Here is a 26,292-nt window from a genome sequence, read left to right on the forward strand (position 1 = left end):
CTTGCGAATTTGCGAAAGGAAACGAGCCCGTCATGATTCTGCCTTGGCTAATCCTGATCCCCTTCATCGGCGGCCTGCTGTGCTGGATGGGTGAGCGCTTCGGCGCTACCCTCCCCCGCTGGATTGCGCTGATCACCATGTCCCTGTTGCTCGCGATCGGCCTCTGGCTGTGGGCGACCGGCAACTATTCATTTGCCCCGGCGCCTGGCGCCGATCCGACCTGGGCGCTTGAGTTCAAGCACATCTGGATCGAACGATTCGGCATCAGCGTGCACCTGGCCCTCGACGGCCTGTCGCTGTTGATGATTCTGCTGACCGGTCTGCTGGGTATCTTGTCGGTACTGTGCTCGTGGAAAGAGATTCAACGTCACGTTGGCTTCTTCCACCTGAACCTGATGTGGATCCTGGGCGGCGTTGTCGGCGTGTTCCTCGCCCTCGACCTGTTCATGTTCTTCTTCTTCTGGGAAATGATGCTGGTGCCGATGTACTTCCTCATCGCGCTCTGGGGTCACAGTTCTTCGGACGGCAAGAAAACCCGGATCTACGCAGCGACCAAGTTCTTCATCTTCACTCAGGCTTCCGGCCTGATCATGCTGGTGGCGATCCTCGGTCTGGTGCTGGTCAACTTCAACAACACTGGCGTGATTACCTTCAACTACGCCGACCTGTTGAAAACCAAGATGTCGATGACTACCGAGTACATTCTGATGCTCGGCTTCTTCATCGCCTTCGCGGTCAAGCTGCCCGTCGTACCGTTCCACTCCTGGTTGCCTGACGCTCACGCCCAGGCGCCGACCGCTGGCTCCGTCGACCTCGCCGGTATCTTGCTGAAAACCGCTGCCTACGGCCTGCTGCGTTTCGCCCTGCCGCTGTTCCCGAACGCTTCGGCCGAGTTCGCGCCGATCGCCATGACCCTCGGTCTGATCGGGATCTTCTACGGTGCGTTCCTGGCGTTCGCCCAAACCGATATCAAGCGTCTGATCGCCTTCTCGTCCGTTTCCCACATGGGCTTCGTACTGATCGGCATCTACTCCGGTAGCCAACTGGCGCTGCAAGGTGCCGTGATCCAGATGCTCGCGCACGGTGTGTCGGCAGCAGCACTGTTTATCCTCAGCGGTCAGTTGTACGAGCGTCTGCACACTCGTGACATGCGTGAGATGGGCGGTCTGTGGTCGCGTATCGCTTACCTGCCGGCGATCAGCCTGTTCTTCGCAGCCGCTTCGCTGGGCTTGCCAGGCACTGGTAACTTCGTCGGCGAGTTCCTGATCCTGATCGGTTCTTTCGCCAGCTGGCCTTGGATCACCGCGATTGCCACCTCCGGTCTGGTGTTCGGTTCGGTCTACTCGCTGATCATGATCCACCGTGCGTATTTCGGTCCGTCCAAATCGGATTCGATCCTGCACGGCATGGACGCTCGCGAACTGATCATGGTGCTAGGCCTTGCGGTGCTGCTGATTTACCTCGGCGTCTACCCGCAACCGTTCCTCGACACTTCTGCCGCCACGATGCATGGCGTACAGCAGTGGCTCGGCACCGCCTTCACTCAACTCGCTTCGGCCCGGTAAGAGCGCTATGGAATTCACGATTCAACACTTTATTGCGCTTGCGCCACTGTTGATCACCAGCCTCACCATTATCGTGGTGATGCTGGCAATCGCCTGGCGCCGCAACCACTCGCAGACGTTCCTGATCTCGGTGGCCGGTCTGAACCTGGCCTTGCTGTCGATCCTGCCAGCCCTGAAAGTCGCGCCTCTGGCCGTGACCCCATTGCTGCAGATCGACACCTTTGCCTGCCTGTACATGGCGCTGATCCTGGTCGCCACCCTCGCTTGCGTCACCCTCGCCCACGCCTATCTGGGCGATGGCGGTTCAGGTTACCCGGGCAACCGTGAAGAACTGTATCTGCTGATCCTGATGGCCGCTGCCGGTGGTCTGGTTCTGGTCAGCGCGCAGCACCTGGCCGGCTTGTTCATCGGTCTGGAACTGCTGTCGGTGCCGGTCTACGGTCTGGTGGCTTACGCCTTCTTCAACAAGCGTTCGCTGGAAGCCGGTATCAAGTACATGGTGCTGTCGGCCGCCGGTTCCGCGTTCCTGCTGTTCGGTATGGCGCTGCTGTACGCAGACGCCGGTTCGCTGAGCTTCGTCGGTATTGGTCAGGCACTGGCTGCCACTGGTCTGCCTAGCCCGCTGGCACAATTGGGCCTGGGCATGATGCTGATCGGTCTGGCGTTCAAGCTGTCGCTGGTACCGTTCCACCTGTGGACGCCGGACGTGTACGAAGGTGCTCCGGCACCGGTCGCAGCGTTCCTCGCGACCGCGTCGAAAGTGGCAGTGTTTGCGGTGATGGTGCGTCTGTTCCAGATCTCCCCTGCTGCAAGCAGTGGCGTACTGAGCGACGTGCTGAGCGTGATCGCCGTCGCCTCGATCCTGTTCGGTAACCTGCTGGCCCTGACCCAGAGCAACCTCAAGCGTCTGCTCGGTTACTCGTCCATCGCGCACTTCGGCTACCTGCTGATCGCACTGGTGGCGAGCAAGGGTCTGGCGGTAGAAGCCATCGGCGTCTACCTGGTCACCTACGTGATCACCAGCCTTGGCGCGTTCGGTGTGATCACTCTGATGTCCTCGCCGTACAACGGCCGTGACGCAGACGCCCTGTACGAGTACCGCGGCCTGTTCTGGCGCCGTCCGTACCTGACCGCCGTACTGACCGTGATGATGCTGTCCCTGGCCGGTATCCCGCTGACCGCAGGCTTCATCGGCAAGTTCTACATCATCGCCACCGGTGTCGAGTCGCACCAATGGTGGCTGGTCGGGTCCTTGGTACTGGGCAGCGCCATCGGCGTCTTCTACTACCTGCGCGTGATGGTCACCCTGTACCTGATCGAGCCAAACCTGCGTCGCCACGATGCGCAACTGCACTGGGAACAGAAGGCAGGCGGCGTGATGCTGCTGGCCATCGCCCTGGTTGCGTTCTTCCTCGGCGTTTACCCGCAGCCATTGCTGACTCTGGTTCAGCAGGCGGGTCTGGCGGGCTGATAGCTCGGCTGGCTACACATGAAAACGGCACCTTCGGGTGCCGTTTTTGTTTTTGTGGGATTTAGCATCTCGAGCGCTTGCGCTGGCCTCATCGCGGGCAAGCCCGGCTCCCACAGGTTTCGATGGTTTCACAAAGTCTGTAACCACTCTGGACCATTGTGGGAGCGAGCCTGCTCGCGAAGGCGTCGGCACATTCAGCCTCTTCATACCCTGCCCCCCGCCGCTATCGCGATTCGGCGTTGGACACTGCTGCGGGATTGTTCCGACACGGCAATTGCGAAGTCTCTTCATAGATCAATCGAACGTTCTCACCACACGCGGCGATTCGTCCTACAGGTGTTTTTACGACCGGCGTCTACCGTTGAAAAAGGGACGAAAAGCAAGGCCAGGAAGCCTTGACCGATTCGATTTTCGAGACAACACTATACGTAGGTAACGTACAGAACATGGATGCTCTATTTATCGAATTACCTGTGTTTCAGAAGCACCGAGACGACTATCTGGATGACGATCTGTTTCGCAGCTTTCGACTGGAGTTGCTGAAAAATCCGGAAGCAGGCGATCTCATCGAGGACACAGGCGGGCTTCGTAAAATTCGCTTTGGCGACCAACGAAGAGGGAAAGGTAAACGCAGCGGATTACGAGTGATTTATTACTGGTGGTCAGGCTTCGATCAGTTCTGGCTCTTTACCGTCTACAACAAAAACGAGCAGGACGATCTGACGCCTGCCCAGAAAAAACTTTTCAGAAAAACACTGGATAGAGAACTCAACGCGAGAAGCCACTATGAAACGTGACATTTTTTCCGAACTGATGGATGGACTCGAAGCACTGGCTGATGAACGCCAAGGCAAAATCACCTTGCGTACCCACAAGGTTCAGTTGCCAAAACTGATGCCAATCACTGCGGAGGAAGTGGTAGCCATCCGTCAGCAACTTAATCTTTCTCGGTCAGTATTCGCGATGTATCTACGCACCAACACGCGAACGCTCGAAAACTGGGAGCAAGGACGAGCAACACCCAATGCTCAGGCCACGACCCTGATCCGTCTGGTCCAGCGTTTTCCGCAGACAATCGAACAACTCGCAGCCCTGACCTGATATCCAAGGCCTTCGCTCCACCCATATGACGAAATTGTAATTCCCTCATCACCTTGGCGTTATCCGCAGCTTGCAACGATGTCACCCGGCGACCATGCCGGCGGGCGCTTGCCCGTCGAACAATAAAACCCACGCCGAAGCACGTTCCCGTTCTGCCGAACCCAAGGAGTGTTTGATGGTTAACAATACAAAAATGTCGATGGCCGCTTTAGCGGTGGTGGTCGGCTCCGGGCCGTCCATGGTGTTTGCAGAAGAAAAAGCCGAAGGCTTTATCGAAGGCAGCAGCCTGACAGTGCTCAACCGCAACTTCTACTTCAATCGTGATCACCGCAACGGCGAGTCCAGCCCGACCGGCAACGGTTATTCCGAAACCTGGTCGCATGCGGTGATCAGCAAGTTCGAATCCGGCTTTACCCAAGGCACCGTCGGGGTCGGGGTCGGTGTTGATGCGTTTGCGATGATCGGTTTGAAACTCGACACCGGTGACGGGCGCAACGGTGGCCGTAGTTCGTTTGATGTGCTGCCGGTCAACAGTGACGGCGAGGCGCGGGATGAATACACCAAGGTCGGGGGCGCCGCGAAAGTGCGGGCATTCGATACGGTGGTCAGGGTCGGCGATGTATTCCCGGCCAATCCGGTCGTGGCGGCCGGCGACTCGCGTTTGCTGCCGGAAAGCTTTCGCGGCGTGACAGCGACCAACACCAGTATTGAAGGTCTATCGGTTCAGGGCGGTCGACTGCATGCGATGAGCCAACCGGTGTCCAGCGACATGCGCGAGAACTTCGCGACCTTCTATGCCGGCCCCGTCAATTCGCCGTGGATCGCTTACGGTGGCGGCGACTATGTGCTGAACAAAAACCTCAGTTTCAGCCTGTATTCCAGCCGCCTCAAGGATGCCTGGAACCAGTACTACGCTGGCACCGCGTGGACATATCCGCTATCGGATGACGTGTCGCTGTTCGGTGGTCTGAACTATTACAAGGCTGTCGACGAAGGCAAACAACTGCTTGGGGAGTTCGACAACAACATCTGGAGCGGCCGTGCCGGCGTGAAATTCGGCGCGCATTCCTTCGCCCTCTCGCATCAGCGCAACAACGGTAACGACGACTTCGATTACCTGCGCCAGTCCGATTCGATCTTCCTCGACAACTCCATCCAGTACAGCGACTTCAACTCACCGAAAGAACGTTCATGGATGGTTCGCTACGACCTCGACATGACCACTTACGGCATGCCCGGTTTGTCGTTCATGACCCGTTACGCGCGCGGTACCGACGCTGATTATTCCAACGCCAACGCCGTGTACATGCGCCGCGATGGCGACGGCAATCCATTGACCGACCAGAAGCGTTGGGAGCGAAACATCGAAGTGAAATACGTGGTGCAGAGTGGTTCGTTGAAGGACATGTCGTTGCGCTTGCGCCAAGCCACCACTCGCGCCACGGCATTCGAGTCGGACCTGGATGAAGTGCGGGTGTTTGTCGAGTATCCGTTGGCGATTCTCTGAGTTTACGAGCAATGCACATTCACCTTTAGAAGCTCCTTGCTCCTTTGGAAAGAGGTGAATTTTTTGGCGTCCTTTGGGGCGCCTTTTTTATGTCCGCTTGAAACGCAGTCCCCTGCAAATGCCGAAGGCTGCGAACCTTTAATCATGCCTTTAGAGATCAAGATCAAAGGCTCGCAGCCTTCGGCAACGCCTGCTGAGTGGGTATCCGGGTCAGGCACTGCTTCCGTCGTAACGATTGCGAATGGTCAAACTTGCAGATTGATCATCATTGTAATTGACGTATATCCAGCCATCTGGCCCTGTATTACGTTGCGAAGGAGTCCCGGAAATAGTGACCGTCACCGGGACGCCCCCCGCAGGCTGGCCCGTGAATGTTGACGTCGCTCGCTTGCCATACCTCCAATAACTGGCCGACCCTCCCATTTCCTGAGGGCCAAACGTTTCCGTTATCTCGACCTTGTTATGCCCCAGAGACATCGGCATTTCCGGGGACGTGAACTCCCACCCCACTAAATTCAACCGCACTGCAAAGTTGCCGCTTTTACTACTGTTGACGCAATCCAGCGACCAACTCACTCCATTCTCGTTCATTCTTTGAGGGGAACTCGGACTCACGGTCACCCCAAGGTCTGCTGCTTCCTGGGTCAACTGCAGCGTTACGGGCAGGCCAAGCAAAAGACTATTGAGTTTGGGTCGCACATTTACCGTATGCGTCGCACCCAGGCAGGGATATGCCGGTTCGCCTCCGAAAACCTGTGGGAACGTATCGAGATCGACGTCCACGAATTCAGCAAAATCTCCCGTTACCACATGCCCAGGCAATTGCCAGTCAGGCATTACCGGACTGGTCAGGTTCAAACCAAAAATTCCGCTTTGACCCTCCTCCAAAGAAATGGACCAAACCAAGGCCTGTACTTTCTCTACCACCTGCGCCGTTCCCAGCTCTGGAACAAAGGTCAGGCCATGTTCCGTAGCCCCCCATAGGTCTTGCAAGGTGACGGAAGAGCCAATCAACTTACTGCCTGCTTTGACTTCGATTTGCAGCCTTGAGGGTTTGCCTTTCACCAGAACGAGGTCACTCTTAGCCAAGTCAACGTGACGACCGTCCAGATAAAGCGTGACCTCCCGCGCCCAGTCATCGTGCAACAAGGCGTTGACCTCGTAGAGTTCGGTCATGACGACGCCGGCATTATCGTTGGTGATATCCGCCACGATTTCACTTTTGCCGGCAGTTTCAGGGGTGTAGGCATAATGCGCCCAACCGTCACGGCCGGTCTCAGTCGTCGCCAGGACATCCTGCTCACCTTTGATACGCCATTCCACCTTCACCCCTTCGGCCGCCTCCCCGCTGTCACCGGACAAAACCTGAACCCGCAACATGACACTCTGCCCGGTGCCCACCACCGGATTGCCGAGCACCGGCGTGGCATCGCCAATGCCGTAGCGGGCATCAACCACCGTGAAGGAGCGGGTTTCTGTCCAATCTGAACTGTCCCCGTCTTCTGTCTGCTGTGCCTGAATGGCGTAGTCGCCGAGGGGCCACATCTCCTTGGCGGTCCAGCGCCAGGACGTTAACCCACTGATCGTGGCAATCAGGTTCTCGGGGTCATCCTCATGACGCAAAAGTATCTGTCCTCGGGTTTCGCCTTTACCTCTGATCACGGGTGTACGCGGGACAAGTGCGGCATCCAGCGGCACCTGAATGATGGGGGTTTTCGGCAGTTCTTTTACCGTAAACAGATGCGGCTCACTCCAGTCGGACGCGGGCCCATTAGCTTTCTGTTTCACTTGGAGGCGGTTCGTCCCGGGAGTCAAAGGTGTCTGGATCGTGAACTCCAAAACGCCATCGGCGTCCGCGTTGTTCTCATGCAACGTTCCCCCGTCCTCAAGCCGCACGGTATGCAGGGCACCGGCCAGGCCGCTGACCTTGATGACCGGCCGTGTCGAGGTTTTGGCACCCGCCATCGGTAGCAGAAATTGTGGAGCTTCAGGCTTTTCCCCAACCTCCACGGTGAACGTGCACCCATCACTTGGATCGGAGTCCACAGCGTTGACGGTCTGCACGACCGTGACGGTGTTATCGCCCGGGGTCCAATCTTCCGTCGGTGTGAAGGTGCGGGTGGTTCCGCTGGCGCTGAAGCTGCCAGCAACCGTAGTGCCTGCCTCGTTCAGCATTTGCAGGGTGACTGCACCGGACCAAACGTCGGTAATGTTCAGCACCTCTCTCGCCGCCGCCGGCCTGGGTGGCGGGCTGATCGTCGGCTTCGGTGGTTTTATTTTGAAGTTGATGACCGCACTGTCATCAGAGGTCTGCCCTGCTACCGTTTGCCTCGCGTGAACAACCTTCGGACCTGGCGTCCAGGGCCAGCGGTTTATCCAACTCGTGCCCGTTACCTCGGTAGCACCAAGGTCAGTTCCGCCACTCCATACCTTCACCGTAGCGCCGGGCTCACAGGTGCCCGTCACCTCTACGGCAACATGGCTTTCACCCTCTTTAGGGGTCGTGATGTGCGGCGCCAAAGGTTTAACCACGACGGACACCAGATTGCTGGGATCCGAAGCCACGGCGTTCACCGTCTGTACGACCTTGACCGTGGTGGTGCCGAATGCCCAATTCGCCGTCGGAGTGAAGGTACGGGTGGTTCCGCTGGCGCTGAAGGTGCCCGCAACCGGTGTGCCTGCCTCAGTCAGCATTTGCAGGGTGACAGCACCGGACCAAACGTCGGTAATGCTCAGCTCCTGTTTCGCGGCCGCCGGATTGGGTGTCGGACTGATCGTCGGCTTCGGTGGCTTTATTTTGAAGTTGATGACCGCACTGTCATCAGAGGTCTGCCCTGCTACCGTTTGCCTCGCGTGAACAACCTTAGGACCTGGTGTCCAGGGCCAGCGGTTTATCCAACTCGTGCCCGTTACCTCGGTAGCGCCAAGGTCAGTTCCGCCACTCCATACCTTCACCGTAGCGCCGGGCTCACAGGTGCCCGTCACCTCTACGGCAACATGGCTTTCACCCTCTTTAGGGGTCGTGATGTGCGGCGCCAAAGGTTTAACCACGACGGACACCAGATTGCTGGGATCCGAAGCCACGGCGTTCACCGTCTGTACGACCTTGACCGTGGTGGTGCCGAATGCCCAATTCGCCGTCGGTGTGAAGGTGCGGGTGGTTCCGCTGGCGCTGAAGGTGCCCGCAACCGGTGTGCCTGCCTCAGTCAGCATCTGCAGGGTGACAGCACCGGACCAAACGTCGGTAATGCTCAGCTCCTGTTTCGCGGCCGCCGGGTTGGGTGTCGGACTGATCGTCGGCTTCGGTGGCTTTATTTTGAAGTTGATGACCGTACTGTCATCAGAGGTCTGCCCTGCTACCGTTTGCCTCGCGTGAACAACCTTCGGACCTGGCGTCCAGGGCCAGCGGTTTTTCCAACTCGTGCCCGTTACCTCGGTAGCACCAAGGTCAGTACCGACACTCCATACCTTCACCGTAGCGCCGGGCTCACAGGTGCCCGTCACCTCTACGGCAACATGGCTTTCACCCTCTTTAGGGGTCGTGATGTGCGGCGCCAAGGGTTTAACCACGACGGACACCAGATTGCTGGGATCCGAAGCCACAGCGTTCACCGTCTGTACGACTTTGACCGTGGTGGTGCCGAATGCCCAATTCGCCGTCGGTGTGAAGGTGCGGGTGGTTCCGCTGGCGCTGAAGGTGCCCGCAACCGGTGTGTTCGCACCGGTCAACATTTGCAGGGTAGGAGCATCAGGCCAAACGCCGGCAATAGTCAGCACCTGTTTCGCCCCCGCCGGGGTGGGTGGCGGATTGATCGTCGGCTGAGGGGCCTTGGTGTAGAACGTTCGTATACCGGTCAGGCCGGATTCCTCTCCGTTCAACGTCTGCTTCATCCGGAACTGATGTTTGCCCGGCGCCCATGAGTAGTTGTATGCCCATTCAGTCACGTTCACATAGACATCTGCCTCCGGTGGGTTGCCGTTGATGAATATCGCCGTTACTTTCGCCCCTGCCACGCAGGTTCCGTTGAGCTGACCGGCTCCGATGTGCGAGAAGCCTTCTGCCGGAGCGCGAATCTCCGGCAGGGGCGGGGGTGCTTGAATTATTCTAAAAACACGACTGGTAGCCCACGGACTGTATATCGTAGTGAGTAAGTCCCGGTATTCAATCTTGAAGTAAAGATTCTCTCCAACGGGTAATTCATCGGGCACTACGAATTCAATAAAAGCGATACCACGTCCACCGTCGTATCTTTTCAATCGGCCACTTTGGCCGACCTTGAAGAAATCCAGATTCCACTTGGAGTGAGGCCGCGGCGATGTGATTGCATGAACATTAAATCGACGACTGACAACACTTGCGGTAGGCGCAGTAATAATGGGTGTTGGAACTAAGAATTTCCCCGACAGTTCGTCTTTATTGTCTTCAACTTCATTTTCGTCAGACATGATTTATCTCCTGGAATGCGCAGCCTCATCGCGCGATATCCTCCCGTTCTACCTCCAAAAAAGAACGGCGACACCTGTCAAACCTGACAGTCCCGACGAACGAACGCGGATTATTTGCCCTTTCGATAAAGAAATAAAAAACATAAAAAACATATTAATTTGTTCTAAAGATACGCTATTCACCTGTCAGGTCTGACAGGTTACGTCGCCCCTGTTTATCGTTAGCGTGATCCTGCCGGGCATTGCATTCGTCGATGCCTTCCCTTTTTCTGGCAGGAGAATCACCGTCATGGCCGATGACAACAATTCACTGATGACCTCACTCGTCAAGACTGAAGGTTCGTTGAAAAAGGGACGGAGGGATTTTGCATCGGCCATGCAAAAAATGGCGTTCACCTCAGTCTTCGACATCATTCGCCTGCCCAAAACCGCGTTCGCTCGCCAACTCGCCAAACACAGTGACGCCGACGCCGACCTCGCCTACGACAACGCTATGGGCTACGCCACGCTGATTGCGCGCCTGTACCGTGAATACCAAACTTCTTCCGGCACGTTCCAGCAACTCGCCCAACGCAGTGGCGTTCGCGCGCTCATTCCGTTGGGGCCGACTTTTCCCAATCTGTTCAAGGAAAACTGGGATAAGTTCTGCAAGGTCGGCGCCCTTGCCGCCATCGATTCGCCAGTGGCCTACCTGAGCACGCTACGGGCGTTCATTCAGGAGCTGGAAGGCACCAGCACCGACTCAAAACGCATCTTGCTGGATCACCGCCGCCCGGACCTGAAGGATCTGTTGATCACCCACGAAAGCACCTTTACCCCAAAACCGATGCTGGAAATTGTCAATGAGGTGCTGGGGAGTAACTTGCGCATTTACCTGGATGGCAATCCCACTGACCGCACCAAGTCCACCCATCAGGTATTGGCCGAGCGGCGCTATCCCTTCGAGCTGCCCTACAACTTCTATCACCATCAATGCCAATTGGGTTTGGCTGACAAGAAACCCCAACTGGGGGAGTTGAATTACCGAGCCAGCCTGGTGCTGCCGATTGGGCAGAAGGCAACCAACCAATTTGGCCAAGTGTTCGAGCAGCCGGTGCTGCAAGCGCAACGGTTATTGTCCGGGTTGAGTCCACAGCAACAGGCATTGCTGATCGAACCCTCGGTATTCAGCAATTTTTATCTGACGCGTAATGAGTTGATTAATGGCTGGAGGAGCGCCGGGAGCACCTACCTGGGTTCCCACACGCCAATGCGAGAGTGTTTTTCATTGCCCCCGGGGCAGGACGACGTCGGTGCCGCAGATCCCCAGGCGAATATTCCTGTCGATGTTACGGCCGGCACCAACACGGTGCCCGTGACCTTTAAAAAGGACGGCGCAACAGTAATTCCCGAGGTGAAACTGTCACTGGGTTCTGCCACACCTGCAGACGCTAACGGAGTATGGCTGCTGAACGCTATGCACCTCCCCGGCGAGCGCACCATCACTTCATTCATCCAAGCCAAGGACCCCCTTCCAGAGCCAGAGGAGAGCGGCTACACCGCCCACTTCAATCTGATCACCACCACGGGCACCGACGTCGCGCCGATAAGTCTGGCTAGCCAGCGCGTCACCCTCACCCTCGATGAGCAGTACATCCTGACGGCGCCAGAACAGGCGTTTTTCAAACAGTCCTACGGTGTCGACGTCACACACGACTCGCCACTTTGGACCTTGGCCATGCTGACCGACTTTATGGCGCACACCGGCCTGAACGCCGAACAGGTGGAAATGCTCCTGGCTCGACGCACATACGCGGTGCGCCTGTCCCCCAACTGCCCAAGCCTGAACCCGCAACATGCCGGTGTGGTGATCGGTGGCATTGTCGGCAAGGTTTTGCCCTTTCCCCACCCGAACCACTATGGCGCCTGCTACGTCAATGGCACCGGCACGGGCGCGGACCTATATGACAGTGAACAAGGCCCGACGCCCGAATCCATCATGCGCGATCAATTCGACAATGCCATGGGGCTGGAGCAAGTCGGGCTGGGCGAGTCCAGGCAGTGGCGCCTGACCAAGACCTCACTCAATCGACTGGATCGCCTGCAACGCATGGTCCGCCTGCAACGCTGGAGCCAGACCCCCTTCGCACAACTGGACACGTTGATCATCAGCGCTATGCGGGCCGAGGGCGATGCCAATCTTGCAATGGAGCTCAATGAAAACACCTTGCGCGCAATCGGCATCTACCGCCATCTGAACCAGCGTCACGGTATTGATCCCCAGGAATTCGCGGCGCTGATGCACGATCTCTCGCCCTATGCCAACAGCCAGGATGAGGTGCCGTTGTTTGACCAAGTGTTCAACATGGTAAAACTGTTCGACACCCCGCTGATCCTTGATCAAACGGAAATCGATCTTTCCACCACTCATGCGGCTACGCAGAAAACCCTGCTGCAATTGTGTGCCGGCCTCGGCCTGCAACCGACCGCAGATTCTCTGCTGCTGATTGTCAAACAGACCCAAAAACACCTGGGCGGGCTCAAACGCGATTTGCCCACCGTCTCGTCACTTTACCGTCAGGCGCGGATCGCCCGGCTCTTCGGTTACTCGGTCGCCGACCTGTTGACGCTGACGGGGTTGCTCGGTGGTCAACGCTACAAGACTGCGCTGGCCAGCGGCCACTTGAGTCCTCGGACGACACCTGCGGAGCCGGACATTCTTGATGTGCTGATGCAACTGGACTGGGCTGTTGACTGGCTCAAGGACAGCCAACAGACGGTTGCGCAATTGCAGCAGCGTTTAGGTCCGGATGTCCCCTTGGCGGCTGAAGGTCTGGATGACAACCCGCCAGCACGAGTGGCTGAACCCGCAGCCCTGCCCGACGATCTGCTCAGCCGATTGACCCGGTTGTGTGAGGACACAGACCGAAGCGTTGTGACCAAGGAGCAAGTAAATTCGCTGGGCCTGCCTCTTGTCGACGATGGCACAACCAACCCGGCACAACTCGAATGGTTCGAGTTACTGATCAGCCACAAACTGCTTGATGATGGGGGACTGTTACCAGGCCTTGAGCGTTCACTGAGCCTGGTGGACGCGCCGATCACCTGGCTTCAGGCAGGGGTTGATGACCTGCTCAAACTGCTCAAGCTGACAGAGCCGGTCAAAGAAATGTGCGCAGCGAAACTCGTCGAGCTTTTACTCGGCGCGCACGACCGGCAAACACAGTTGCTTGAAGGGCTGTTTCAGGAAACCACCAAGCTGCCGCCGGAGCGCTGCGTTGCCGTCATCCACTGGGCGCATTCCTCGGTTTACAGCATTTTGCTGGAAGCCCTTGAGCGAGAAGTCAACCCGGCACTGATCGAGCATTTCCAGCGTGTGTCGCGCCATGCCGAGATCGCCGTGCAATTGCGGTTGAGCAACAGCGCATTGCGCCTGTTCCTGATCAATCCGGCCTGGCTGAGCGCAGACCTGTACCCGGCGAGTAGCAGCGAACCCTCGCTCAGCGACCTCTATCTGTTCGAACGTTTCAGTCATTGGTTCCACGGCCAAAGCCAATCGGAAGACAGCCTGTTGAGCTATTTCAGTTGCGCCAATCCGGCCAAGGCCAAGCTGAAAAACAAAGCCCTGCGCCAGGTCGCCAGCGAAACAGCCAACGCTGCCTTGGCCCGGTTGCTGGAATGGTCGGAGGTGGAAATCGCTGCGCTGACCGGCACCCTCAGCGAAAAACGTGCCTGCTCGATGGCAGAAGTGGACTGGGTACGTCGCTGCCACGCGACCTGCCTGTCCAGCGGACTGTCCGCCACGGCGCTGCTGCAAGCCACCGGGCTGAATGATCAAAGCACGCTGGATGCCTGGAAAACCGTAGGTGACGCGGTCATGGCCGCCCGCCCTGCCTCAGCCTCATCACCTGCCAATGGTTAAGGAACGATCATGACGACTGCTTTCGATGCCCCACTGAATGAAGCAATGCGTGACGCGATGCTCGCCCTGTACTTGCACGAAGCTGTGCCTAACGATCAGTACCTGATCGAGCAGGGGCTGGTGGAGCTGATCAAGACCGCCAACGACCTTTTTCAGTTCTGGTTGCTGGATGTCCTGGTTAGCCAGAATGTACCGACCAGTCGGGTGGCCTGCGCCATTGCCAGTCTGCAACAACTGATCAACTCCATGATGCTGAACATGGAACCCGGCTACAGCAATGACAGCCTCAACCCCAGCCAGATCAAGCGCTGGCGCGACAGTCTGAACCGCTATCCGGTCTGGGCCGCTACCCAGCAACTGCATTACTTTCCAGACATCTATCTGGACCCGACCCTGCGGCTGACCAAGACCGACAGTTTCAAGCAGTTGGAGAACGACCTCAATCAAGCACAGATTCAGCCCGACACAGTGCAGTCGGCAGTATTGGCTTACCTGGGGCGTTTCGAAGAAGTGGCCAACGTCAAGGTCTGCAATGGCTACATCGACGGCGAAGATTTCGCCAACAGCACTTACTACTTCATTGGCAAATCCCCGGCCGAAAACGCCTATTACTGGCGCTCACTGGACATGCGCCAGCGTCCGTTGCGGGAGCAGGCAGAGACGCTTGGCGACACTCCCCCCAAATACGACAAGCCTATGCCCAACGCCTGGACGGATTGGCAAAAAGCCAATGTGCCGATCTCGGAGGCGGCCCTCGAGCACACGATACGGCCGTGCTGGTTCAATAATCGCTTGTTTGTGATCTGGGCCGAGGTGGAAATCCAGAACAAGAATGCCATCGAAAACGAGAGCGCAGATGACGCAAACCTCAAGGTACATCCACGGTTCCGTTTATATGCCAGCTACAAGAAATACGATGACAGTTGGAGCACGCCACGGGTCTACATTGACAGTTATTGTAAAACGCTGGGTACCGATATAACGCCGGAAGAAGTCATGCGGGAAACGCACACTATCGTGGTGTATGACCACTCGACGTCACCGGAGTCGATGTTTATCGCCCTGTACTGCCATTACACTCAAGGCGATGGTGCATCTGGCGAGAAGGATGGATACAAGTTCCTGAGAACCCTGCGAATCGACAAAAACGCCAAGGCCAGTTCGCTGTTCCCTGTGGAAGGTTTTGTCATCGGGACGCCCCCCGGCGACACGAGGAAGGTTGTGCCCGAAGCTGACGACCGTGGGCATGTGCTGTTGATCGGCTACATATTCGCCAGTTCCAACCGCAATGCCGGCCGCCTTCAGTACTGGCTTCCCAGCGGTATGCCTGAATTCGGCGGTGTCACGCACTTCACCCCGGATAAAGATCCCCTCACCTGGAACTTCGGAGGTTGGCAGCGGCGAATCAGACAGAGCCAGAAAGATATCGACCTGATTTACGATCAAAGCAAAGCCAACATTGAGCTGACCGTAAGACTGGATGAGGATTTTAACGAGGATCGAACTATTGAGGTTTCTATCTTTGGTAGAAATGATCCAACAGAAGAACTTTTCAAGTTGGTTTTAGTTGTCAATGAATCCAGCTTCTACAGCCAGCGATATACATTACTCGAGGGATCGACCATTACGGCCACGACGGACTGGCTGGACCGACAGAATGCTACACATATGTTCACCAATAACTTGGGCATGAAAAATCTGATCATAGACGGTTCGGGAGGCGACACATTCTCGTTGCCCGCTACAAAGCCGGGGCAAGCAGCGTCGCTCAGAGGCAAGCGTCTCTATAAAGCGATGCTGGAAATGATATTGGATCCGTCAGGAATGAGCTTTATTACAGAATGTAGAACTTATTCTGGAGGATGGCATAAGTTACTCCTCAATAAAACCGTGAAGAGCACACAGTCCGGGCCATACACTTACCAGTTTTTCATCGCTCATCCTTACGATGTCATTTCCAATGCACAACCCGAAACATTTGTTCAAATGCGTAAGCTTAACGCGTCGAATTTCGTCAGTCGTCTGAGCAAAGACACCAGGCTAAGTTATACGTTCTCGATCGACCAGACGACTAACCATCCCGAGGGTTGGCCCGTAACCTGGCCCGAGGCAAAAGACCTCAAAATCCCGCTGATTTATGGCGTCTTGGTTTACGAGGGGAACGCCTTTACCGGCTGGAATATCAAGGGCGGCGCCTTGAAGGCCCTGAGCGTCGGCTGGAGCGAGGTGCTCCCGGCTTCTCCGCAAACGGCTCCCAGCATCGACAATGTGACAGATTCAGCCGTGGGGGACAGTCCGTCCCTGGGCAAGGCGCAATTCATTGACTTCACGGGATCAAGCATCGCGAAAAATGACGATGAAACGATAGCGCGGGCGCCGATCCGCATGAATACCGTTTTCGCCAGACAATTGATCAATCGTGCTGAATCCGGCATGGAGTCACTGCTGAGCTGGGACACCCAGCAGATGAAGGAACCGCCGATCCCCAACGGTCTCGGCGCGCAATCGATGGACTTCTCTGGCGCCTACTACCTGTATTTCCTCGAACTGTTCCTCTACCTGCCGTGGCTGGTGGCTTACCGTTTGAACGAAGAACAGCAGTACGAAGAAGCCAAACACTGGCTGTCGTTTGTCTTCGATCCTGCACGCCAAAGCAGCGACTCGGGACACCCCGGCTACTGGCAGACAGTGCCGCTGGAAGAGCCGGTTTGGCCCGCCCCGGCGGACCCCAGCCAGGCTATTTTGTACCCGGATGACCCGCATCAGATCGCCCTCAGTTTTCCAGTGCACTTTCGCAAGGCCTTGTATGGGCTGTATATCGATATAGAAAGCAATCAGGCTGACCAGGCCTATCGGGAACTGACCCCGGACGGGTTGGCCGAAGCCAAGTTACGCTACGTACGCATTCTGGATTTGCTCGGGCCGCGTCCGGACGTTCGGCAGGCTGACGATTGGGCACCGATCAAGCTGGATGAACTGAGTTTTGCGAAGAATGAGGAGCTGCGTGAATTTGAACGGCAACTGATCGCCGCGCAACGCCAGTATCAACAACAGCCACCGTTGCGCATCGGCAAAGCCCCGGACTCGGAGGCCGCCCCGTTGCTGTGCCTGCGGCCATACCGCGACGACCCGTCGTTGCCCGGCGTCGATAATCCTTACTTGCGCCGACCCTTTAACCCTGAGCTGATCCAGCGCTGGGAACGGGCCGAGAGTCGGTTGCACAACCTGCGGCATCACCTCGACATGGCCGGTAATGCCTTGAACCTGCCGTTGTTCGCCACGCCACTGGATCCGCGCGCCCTGCTCGCCGCCTGGGGCCAGGGCTTGTCTGGCGCCGCGCTTAGCCGCTTGTTGAGTCCGCAAATTCCGCATTACCGCTTTACGTTCATGTTTGCCCTGGCCCAGAACGCGGTGGACAGCGTGATTCAGTTTGGCTCGACCTTGTTGTCACTGATCGAGCGCAAGGAGTCGGCGCAATACCTTGAGCTGCAACAGCAACAGGCCTGGAATATGGCGAAAGTGGCTGTGGATATACAACTGCAGGCCGGGAAGATCGATGAGGCTAACAAGAACGCGCTGCAAGCCAGTCAGGCATTGATCGCGGGAAGGGTCAGTTATTACGAAAAACTGGTGAACGATGGCGTCAGCGAACTCGAGATCGCCGCGGGGGCCACTCACTTTCTGGGCGGCGCGGCCCAAGTCGGGGCTTGCGTCGCTCAAGCCTTCGGCGAAAGCTCAAAGGCCCCACCTAATATCATCGGCTTTTCAATAGGTGGACATCGCCTTGAAGCGCCGGCTTACAGCGTGATGGCCACACTTCATGCAGAGTCAGCATGGCTAAACAGCGCTGGTCAACTCATGGATCGCATCGAGAGTTATCGCCGCCGCGCCCAGGAATGGACCCAGGCCCATGACCAGGCAAAACTCGAAGCCGAACAAATCAAGGCGCAACTCGCCGTCTGTGACGAACAACACAAAGCCACTCAACTGCAACTGCGCCAGGCGCAAACCGCGTTGGACCACGTCAGGGCGACCCATGATTTTCTGCTGAGCAGCAACCGCTTCAGCCGATCCCAGACCTATGACTGGCTCAACAGCAAGTTCGCCAGTTTCTACAGCACCGCTTACACCACCGCTCAATCCCTGTGTCAGGCAGCCGAGGCCTGCTGGCAATACGAAATGGGCGACTTCAGCCAGACCTTCATCCGTCCCGGTGCCTGGAACGCCACCTACCGCGGCCTCGGTGCCGGAGAAGAGCTGAAAATGAGCCTGCAACGGATGCATGCCGATTACCTGAAAAACAGTAAGCGCGACCTGGAAATCCGTAAAACCGTCTCGCTAAAAGAGCTGAAGGACAAGGATCCTGCCTCAACCGTCAACAAGACCTGGGACGCTATCAAGAACGACCTGGAGACCAACGGCACCTGTGAATTCGAACTGACGCAACCAATGTTCGACGATGACTTCAAAAATCAAAACCACTACCTGCGACGAATCAAGACCCTCAGCGTGACCCTCCCGGTCAGCATTGGCCCCTATAAAGATATCTGCGCGGTGCTGAGTCAGACCTATAGCAAAGTTGAAATGGCCGCCACCCCCGGCACCACCAAGGAAAACCTGCGAGTCAGCCAACAGATCGCCCTCTCCCACGGCACCGATGACAACGGCATGTTCCAGCTCAACTTCCAGGACGAACGCTACCTGCCGTTCGAATACACCGGGGGCATTTCCCGCTGGACCCTGACCTTCACCAACCTCGCGGATCGGGAGGCCCAGATCAAATCCCTCACCGACATCATCGTGCACGTGAGCTACACGGCCAGACGCGAGGGTGGTTCGCTATGAACGAACAACAGCCACAGCAACAGTCGACGATGCAAATCAACACCCCTTCCCTGCCAAAAATGGGCGGTGCCATTCAAAGCATCGGCAAGGGTTGGGGGGGCGTTGGCACCACCGGGGCGGCGTCGCTTGAGTTACCCCTGCCGATTTCTCCCGGACGCGGTTTTGCCCCTGCGCTGGGTTTGGGCTACAGCAGCGACGTGGGCAACAGCCCGTTCGGCATCGGCTGGCGGATGACAGTCAATGCCATCACCCTGCGCACGACTCAGGGCGCGCCGACGTACGACGGCACCGACCAAGTGGTGGGGCCTGGCGGCGATGTGTGGATGCCCGAGCGCAACGAAAGCAACGGTGAGCTGATCTCTCGTACCGAGAAAACCTACAACAACGAACCCCTGACAAGCGAATACAAGGTGGTGCGCCACTGGCCGCGGGTCGAGGGTGAGTTCGCCCTGATCGAACATTGGTCCACCGTGGCCGACACCGTGGGTTTCTGGCTCATCCACGGTGCCGATGGCAGTCTGCATGCCTATGGCACCACCGATAGCTCGCGCCGCAGCGACCCGAACAACCCGCAGCATGTCGGCGTGTGGATGATCGACGAAAGCCTCAACACCCGGGGTGAGCACATTGTTTACGAGTACAAGGCCGAAACAGATCCGCCTGCCGCACCACAGTGGCGTGACTACCGTGCCCAGCGCTATCTGACCCGCGTGTGCTACGGCAACGCCAAGGCCCATCCGCACCTGTACGCGTGGGCCACCGACAGCTGGAAACAGGAACAATGGCACTTTCATCTGGTGTTCGATTACGGCGAGCGCTGGACCGAACTTGAAAAGATGCCAACCTTCGCTGAACAACAACCATGGCCCGCGCGCGACGACCCATTCTGGAACTACAGCTATGGTTTCGAACTGGGCACCCGTCGCCTGTGCCGGCAGGTGTTGATGTTCCATCATTTCCCTGAGGAGCTGGGTCAAATACCCGTCCTGGTACAGCGCCTGCTGCTGGAGCACCGGACCAGTCCGTTGGGTTACAGCCAACTGACCGCAGCGCACATCCAGGCCTGTGACGGGCTGGGTCAGACCGAAAGTCGGCCGCCGATGGAGTTCAGCTATAACGCTTTCGCACCCGATCCGCAGCCTCAGGGCTGGACTCGATTCCCCGACATGCCCGGCCTCAACGACGGCCAGCGTTATCAATTGGTCGACTTGTACGGCGAAGGCATGCCCGGAATCCTGTGTCGTTACGACCAGGCCTGGTATTACCGCGAGCCGTTGCGCGGCGAAACAGGTGGCGACGAGGTGTGCTACAGCGACTGGAAACGCCTGGACCATATTCCGGTGGCCGACAGCCGCAAGCCGATTCACCAGTCGCTGACTGACCTGACCGGAGATGGCAAGCTCGACTGGGTACTCGCCATGCCCGGAATGTGCGGTTTTTTCACCCTTGATCCGGATCGAAACTGGTCGACTTTCGTACCTTTCGATGCCTTCCCCAGCGAATTTTTCCAGCCGATGTCGCGCCTGACCAATCTGGTCGGTGACGGTCTCAGCGACCTGGCGCTGATCGGCACCCGCAGCGTGCGCCTGTATGCCAACCGGCGCGAGCAAGGGTTCGCCGACGGCATCGACGTGCCCCATCTGGATAAAACCCCTGAGGGTGATGACGATGACCTGCCGCCGCTGAGGGATACGCCCACCGAACTGGTGGCGTTTGCTGATGTGCTCGGCAGCGGGCAGCAACATCTGGTGCGCATCCGTCACAACGAAGTCAAATGCTGGCCGAATCTTGGACGTGGGCGGTTCGGCAAAGGCTTTGTGCTGTGTGCCTTGCCGTTTGCGTACAGCGAGTTCAACGCCGCCCAAGTGTTGCTGGCCGACCTGGACGGCTCGGGGGCCGCCGATCTGATCTATCTGGAACCCGACGGCCTGCGGGTATTCATGAACCATGCCGGTAACGGCTACGAGCAAACCAGGCGCGAACTGCGCTGGCCCGATGGCGTACGCTACGACCGGCTCTGCCAGGTGAGTACCGCCGACCTGCAAGGGTTGGGTTGCTCGAGCCTCATCCTGACCGTGCCGCACATGGCGCCGCAACACTGGCGCTACGATTTCGTCAAAGCCAAACCCTATCTGGTCAACGGCACCTGCAACAACATGGGCGCCAGCACCGGCGTGACCTATCGAAGCTCGGCACAGGAATGGCTGGACGAAAAACACCAACAGCACACCGCTGGGGTCGAGAACCCTGTATCCAACCTGCCGTTTGCGATGCACCTGGTCAGCCGGCAAACGCAGCTCGATGAGATCACCGGTAACCGCCTGACACAGTGTTTCAGCTACCGTGGCGGTTATTACGACCGCCGTGAACGCGAGTTCAGGGGCTTTCGTCTGCTGCTGCAAAGCGATACCGAAGCCTCGGCGACTGAACGCGCGACTGTCGGGTTCACCGCCCCGATCCTGAACAAGACCTGGTTCCACACGGGTGATGCCATCGACCCCTCACGGGACGGTTATTACGCACTCGATCCGTTGGCGGTTGCCCTCAAACCCACGCTTTTGCACAACTACCATTTCAACGACAGGGCAACGCAACCTTTCACCGCGGCCGATGAAGACACCGTCCATGAAATCGCCCGCGCCCTGAGCGGCAAAGTGCTGCGTTCGGAAACCTACGCGGCAGACGATGAGCCGGCCACTGCCGTGCCCTACGTGGTTCAGGAAAATAGCTATCTGGTGCGGGTGCTGCGGCCCAAAGGCGAGCATCAGCCCTACGCCGTGGTGCAGCCCATGGATCTGGAGTCCATCCGTTACCAGTATGAGCCGAACATCCCGGACGACCCGTTGTGCCAGCATCACATCAACCTGGAATGGGACGAATATGGCGTCTGCCTCCATGGTTTCGACGTGCACTACGCACGCCGTAAAACCGTCGACGATACGCCGCCCTTCAGTGACGAGTATCAGCAGACCTGGTGGAAGGACGCCCATGACGATGCGCAGCAACACTGGTATCTGACGCAAACCCGGTCGCAGCCCATTCACATGCCGGCTCCACAGGCGTGGCGCCTGGGCCTGCCTTGGCGAAATCGCAGCAATGCCCTGGTTCTGGACAAACAGGCTCTGACTCCCGCCACGATCCACCATGAGCATTTTCTTGCAATGAGCAAGGACGACGGCGAGTGGGCCAGACAAGCGGTGCTGAGCGGTTTGAGCATGCAGCACTACATCAACCCCGAGAACGGTCAGACCCTTGCGCCCGGCGCAGCGACCTTCGAAGGCTTGCCTGCCCATGTCGAAATGGCCGAACTGGACGCGATTGCCCTGAGCGCCTACGACAAACTCAAGGACGAGCAAGGCAACATGCCCTTCAACCTCAAAGAAAAACTCGAATCGCCTGAGGTGGGCTACCACATCATGGATCTGTTTCTGCCCGAGCTGGCCCGGCAAACGGTTGCAGACCCCACAGACGCGAAAAACTATTTGTGGTCAGTGCACCGTGGCTTTCCCACTTACCACAAGCTGGACGGTTTTTTTAACATCCAGAAGTACCGGGAAACCCGCAGCCATGGCGAAACGCAGATTACCTACGACGACTACGGATGTTTGACCATCGCAGTCACCTTGCCGGACCTGTGTACCACACGCAGCCTTGACGTTGATTACCGGACTTTCCTGCCGGCAACCATCGAGGATGCCAACCGCAACATTCAGGAAGCCCGTTACAACGCCTTCGGCGAACCGCTGATCACCAGTTTCTGCGGTACGGAACTGGGAGAACCGGTGGGCTTCCATCGTCTGGAAACCTACGTCCCCCCAGCAGACCGTGACCCTGCCATCGCCATCGCCGACCCGAAAACAGCCATCGGCAACTTCGCCAGCGCCGGTTTTTCCGATCCATTCAGTTGGATGGGGCGTATCTCACGCACCACGCCACCCTCCCCGACATGGTTTGCGTGGGCCAGGCGTGAAGGTTCTATTCTGCCCAGCGGGCACCTTTGCGACAGGGCGCGGCAGCACGTGGCCGGTCTGGAAAATCCCGACCCGGACGAGACCATCCTCAAGCAGCAGATCGACGCGGCACAGCGTGAGCCGGTGTACGCCGTCGCCTTGTTGGCCGACCGCTACCCCGGTGATGAAGCGATGCAAGTGCGGTTAAGCATCATCTGCTGGGACGGCTTCGGCCGAGTGCTGCAAACCAGACAGGAAGTCGAACCGGGCCTGTCATGGCGGGTCGATGCAAACGACGAACTGATTCTCAAGCCCGACGGCACGCCCGAGGAGTTTGAAGTGCCGAGACGCTGTCGCGTCAGCCAACCCGTGGAGTACAACAACAAGGGCCAGATCGTGCGGACTTATCGCCCCTACTTTCTCGAACCGTTGCGTTACATCACTGCTCGGTCAATGCGTCAGCACACCTATTTCGATCAACAGTTCTACGACGCGGCAGGCCGACCGACCGAAACGGTGCTGGCGAAAAAAATGTTGCAAGGCAATCCGCCGCAACTGCAACCGTTACGCCGGGAGCAGCAATACTGCATCTGGTACACCGTGACCTTTGATGAAAACGACCTGTTTGATCCGCCTCCCGAACAACGGCGAACCAACTGGTGGAAAAACACGTGAGTATCGACTCACAGACTCCTCACCTGACAGTCATCGACGGCCGTGGCTTGCCGGTCCGACAGGTCGCGTACTGGCGCCAGGCGGTCGATACCGAGGCCCGGATCACCATTCAGCAGCATGACGCCGCTGCACGTCTGGTGGCACAGCGCGATCCACGACTGATGACCGACGCTTCGGCGCCCGCCAACCTCGCCACGATCTACTCACTGTCCGGCCAGGTTCTGAGCACGCTCAGCGTCGATGCCGGGTGGCGCGCCGCCCTCTTGGGCGAAGCGAGTCAGACGGTGTTTGGCTGGGATGATCGGGGCAGTCAGCGGCGGATTGAATACGACAAGTTGATGAGACCGCTGACGCTATTCGAGCAGGCAGTGGACGGCGCGCCATTGTGCACGGAGCGTTATGCCTACGGCGGCAGCGATCCGGCATTCGCCGCGCACAACCAGTGCGGACAACTGATTCGGCACGATGACCCGGCAGGCACCCAGTTGTTTGCCCGGTTCGGTTTGACGGGAGGGGTTTTAGAGCAGACCCGGCATTTTTTAAGCGCACTGGACTGCCCCGACTGGCCCGCACTTGAGACCGAGCGCGACACGTTGCTTGAAACCGGCACCGGAGCCACCAGCCGTTCGATTTTCAATCCGCCGGGCGAAGCCATCGAGCACACCGACGCCAAAGGCAACCGCCAGTTTTTCAGTCAGACCTGCGACGGACAACTGCGCGAGGTGCGCCTGCAACTGAAGACGGATACCACGCCTAAGACCCTGGTCAGTACCATCGAGTACAACGCCCAAGGCCAGACTGAGCGGGAAACCGCCGGCAACGGCGTCGTCACCACGCTGCAATATGCCGCCGAAGACGGCCGCCTGACCCGGCTGCAAGCCAAACGCAATAACGACGTCCTGCAAGACTTGCGCTATGCCTACGATCCGGTGGGCAACGTGCTCAGCATCGAAGACGCCGCCCTGCCGATTCGCTACTTCGCCAACCAGCGGATCGAACCGATCAACCGTTACGCGTATGACAGCCTGAATCAGTTGATCAGAGCGGCCGGATGGGAGGCCGGTGGTCCCACACTGTTTTCGGCGTTCGACGATCCCGTCGCATGCGCCAACTACACCCAGACCTACCGCTATGACCGCGGCGGCAACCTGCTGCAATTGACCCACGAAGGTCCGCAAAATCACGGCCATCGCTTGATCGCCGCCGCACAGAGCAACCGCTGTTTGCCAGTGATTGATGGCGTGGAACCTGATGAAAAGGACTTTCGCAACAGCTTCGATGCCAACGGCAATTTGCTCCACCTGCAACCGCGACAATCGCTGCACTGGGACCTGCGCAACCAGTTACGCGAAGTCCGACCGGTTGAGCGTGACACGGCGGCTGACGACAGCGAGCGCTACGTCTACGGTGCTGACGGCATGCGCCTGCGCAAAGTGCGCTCGACCCAGAGCAATGCCCGCACGCTGGTCGCTGAAGTTCGTTACCTGCCGAACCTGGAAATCCGCACGCGCAATACGGGTGAAGTGTTGCAGGTCATCAGTGTTCAGGCCGGGCGCAGCAGCGTGCAGGTTTTGCACTGGGAATCCGAACCGACCAAGGACATCGCCAACGATCAACAGCGTTACAGCCTGAGCGATCATTTGGGCTCCTGCACTCTGGAACTCGACGGCACAGGCCAGGTAATCAGCCATGAGCGTTATCACCCGTTCGGCACCACTGCGTGGTTTGCCGGTCGCGCAGACATTGAGGCGAGTTATAAAACGCTGCGATATTCGGGGAAAGAGCGCGATGTGACAGGGCTTTATTACTATGGCTTCCGGTATTACGTGGCGTGGTTGCAGCGGTGGTTGAATCCAGATCCGGCTGGCGCTAGCGATGGCCTGAATTTCTATGGATTCTGTGGCAACAACCCGATCGACAGGGTTGATCCCGACGGGCGCATGTGGCACGGCACTGATGAGAACTCGATGGACGGAATACTGGAGCAGTTTTTGGATAACGAGCCTGGTTTGAGGGTCGACTTCGGCCTGCCGGCGTTCAGCTATCCCACCGCTGAAGACAGCGATGATGACTCAATGGACGATCAACAGTCACCAGACTCAATTCAGAGCCAGGTGTCACCAGGCGAATCCGACCCAGGTAGTCCCGGTAGTCCCGGCAGCCCCGGCAGCCCCGGCAGCCCAACTCCCCCTGTAAATGATCAAAACACTATTCTGGATATCTTGAATCAGGGCGCCCCTCAGATGCGATTCGCCTGGAATGGTAGAGGTTTACTTTTAAGGGACAACTTTGGCGGGAAAGTCTACCGCGCAGACCAGCGTGAACCTGTTGAAATATTAAAGGACGGATTTAGTCCCTCGAACGAGTTCACTGGCACTGAAAAGATGATCAGCGGAGATGCCTTGATTGTCTCTGAAAACCTTGAAGGGGCGTTGTTTTATGCGGCCACAGCCAGTCGTGAATATTACTTCTATGAAATCGATGCCACTGATGTGAGAGGCGTCTCTTTGATAGAGAACCTGGTAACGAATAATTCGGCAATGTTGGCGCATCTCAACACCACCCCGGGAGGTAGCCCCTCCGACCAGACCGGAATGGCCAACAGCATGTACGAGGCGCATTTGAATCATGGAGATCTGATACATCACGCACGCCCTGTTGTTTCATTGGGGCTGTTGACGGATGAAGTGGAGCGCGTCAGACGTGCAATGCTCCTCTGATAAGGCATAACGGCGGAAATTTTGTGGCGTACGCAAGTGCCGTTAGCATCACAAAAACGGTAGGAGCGGGCTTGCCCGCGAAGGCGTCGGCACGGCCAGCCTCTTTATTGG

At 57.7% G+C, this 26,292-nt stretch carries 10 protein-coding genes; 9 read left to right on the top strand and 1 reads right to left on the bottom strand.

Features of this window, described 5'->3' with window-relative positions; all coding sequences use genetic code 11:
• Positions 1 to 32: 32 nt before the first annotated feature.
• The 5 genes from nuoM (at position 33) to ACA074_RS17185 (ending at position 5,644) form a co-directional block, all read left to right on the top strand.
• Positions 33 to 1,565 (top strand): NADH-quinone oxidoreductase subunit M, encoded by a 1,533-nt coding sequence (gene nuoM / locus ACA074_RS17165; protein WP_187678485.1) that lies wholly within the window; start codon positions 33 to 35, stop codon positions 1,563 to 1,565.
• Positions 1,566 to 1,572: 7 nt separating this feature from the next.
• Positions 1,573 to 3,036, top strand: a complete 1,464-nt coding sequence (nuoN, locus tag ACA074_RS17170) for an NADH-quinone oxidoreductase subunit NuoN (RefSeq protein WP_123529219.1) — start codon at positions 1,573 to 1,575, stop codon at positions 3,034 to 3,036.
• Between the two features lie 446 nt (positions 3,037 to 3,482).
• Positions 3,483 to 3,833 (top strand): toxin, encoded by a 351-nt coding sequence (locus tag ACA074_RS17175; protein WP_497677451.1) that lies wholly within the window; start codon positions 3,483 to 3,485, stop codon positions 3,831 to 3,833.
• The gene (locus ACA074_RS17180; RefSeq protein ID WP_339432013.1) at positions 3,823 to 4,137 is read left to right on the top strand and encodes a helix-turn-helix domain-containing protein; all 315 of its coding nucleotides are present in this window, start codon (positions 3,823 to 3,825) and stop codon (positions 4,135 to 4,137) included. Before ACA074_RS17175 ends, ACA074_RS17180 begins: the two co-directional genes overlap by 11 nt.
• Before the next feature lie 175 nt (positions 4,138 to 4,312).
• Complete coding sequence (locus tag ACA074_RS17185; protein WP_497677452.1) at positions 4,313 to 5,644, top strand: OprD family porin; 1,332 nt, start codon at positions 4,313 to 4,315, stop codon at positions 5,642 to 5,644.
• 210 nt (positions 5,645 to 5,854) lie between these two features.
• On the opposite strand, the gene ACA074_RS17190 is transcribed toward ACA074_RS17185, so the two are convergent.
• Positions 5,855 to 10,090, bottom strand: coding sequence for a hypothetical protein (locus ACA074_RS17190; RefSeq protein WP_497677453.1), 4,236 nt, complete (start codon positions 10,088 to 10,090; stop codon positions 5,855 to 5,857).
• A gap of 289 nt (positions 10,091 to 10,379) precedes the next feature.
• Between ACA074_RS17190 and ACA074_RS17195 the strand changes: the two genes are divergently transcribed.
• The 4 genes from ACA074_RS17195 to ACA074_RS17210 are packed head-to-tail and all read left to right on the top strand — an operon-like array spanning position 10,380 to position 26,181.
• The gene (locus tag ACA074_RS17195; protein ID WP_497677454.1) at positions 10,380 to 13,991 is read left to right on the top strand and encodes a Tc toxin subunit A; all 3,612 of its coding nucleotides are present in this window, start codon (positions 10,380 to 10,382) and stop codon (positions 13,989 to 13,991) included.
• Positions 13,992 to 14,048: 57 nt separating this feature from the next.
• Positions 14,049 to 18,836, top strand: coding sequence for a Tc toxin subunit A-related protein (locus ACA074_RS17200; RefSeq protein WP_497618262.1), 4,788 nt, complete (start codon positions 14,049 to 14,051; stop codon positions 18,834 to 18,836).
• Complete coding sequence (locus ACA074_RS17205) at positions 18,833 to 23,461, top strand: SpvB/TcaC N-terminal domain-containing protein (protein WP_497677455.1); 4,629 nt, start codon at positions 18,833 to 18,835, stop codon at positions 23,459 to 23,461. The genes ACA074_RS17200 and ACA074_RS17205 overlap by 4 nt, the downstream gene beginning before the upstream one ends.
• Positions 23,458 to 26,181: an RHS repeat domain-containing protein gene (locus ACA074_RS17210; protein WP_497677456.1), complete on the top strand. Its 2,724-nt coding sequence runs from the start codon at positions 23,458 to 23,460 to the stop codon at positions 26,179 to 26,181. The genes ACA074_RS17205 and ACA074_RS17210 overlap by 4 nt, the downstream gene beginning before the upstream one ends.
• Positions 26,182 to 26,292: the final 111 nt, after the last annotated feature.

The organism is Pseudomonas sp. LBUM1655, from assembly GCF_059716085.1.

Excerpts from the sequence above, each read along its gene's own strand:
- nuoN (WP_123529219.1), top strand. The coding sequence starts at position 1,573 with ATGGAATTCACGATTCAACACTTTATTGCGCTTGCGCCACTGTTGATC.
- ACA074_RS17205 (WP_497677455.1), top strand. The coding sequence starts at position 18,833 with ATGAACGAACAACAGCCACAGCAACAGTCGACGATGCAAATCAACACC.
- ACA074_RS17200 (WP_497618262.1), top strand. The coding sequence starts at position 14,049 with ATGCTCGCCCTGTACTTGCACGAAGCTGTGCCTAACGATCAGTACCTG.
- ACA074_RS17175 (WP_497677451.1), top strand. The coding sequence starts at position 3,483 with ATGGATGCTCTATTTATCGAATTACCTGTGTTTCAGAAGCACCGAGAC.
- ACA074_RS17180 (WP_339432013.1), top strand. The coding sequence starts at position 3,823 with ATGAAACGTGACATTTTTTCCGAACTGATGGATGGACTCGAAGCACTG.
- nuoM (WP_187678485.1), top strand. The coding sequence starts at position 33 with ATGATTCTGCCTTGGCTAATCCTGATCCCCTTCATCGGCGGCCTGCTG.
- ACA074_RS17190 (WP_497677453.1), bottom strand. The coding sequence starts at position 10,090 with ATGTCTGACGAAAATGAAGTTGAAGACAATAAAGACGAACTGTCGGGG.
- ACA074_RS17195 (WP_497677454.1), top strand. The coding sequence starts at position 10,380 with ATGGCCGATGACAACAATTCACTGATGACCTCACTCGTCAAGACTGAA.
- ACA074_RS17185 (WP_497677452.1), top strand. The coding sequence starts at position 4,313 with ATGGTTAACAATACAAAAATGTCGATGGCCGCTTTAGCGGTGGTGGTC.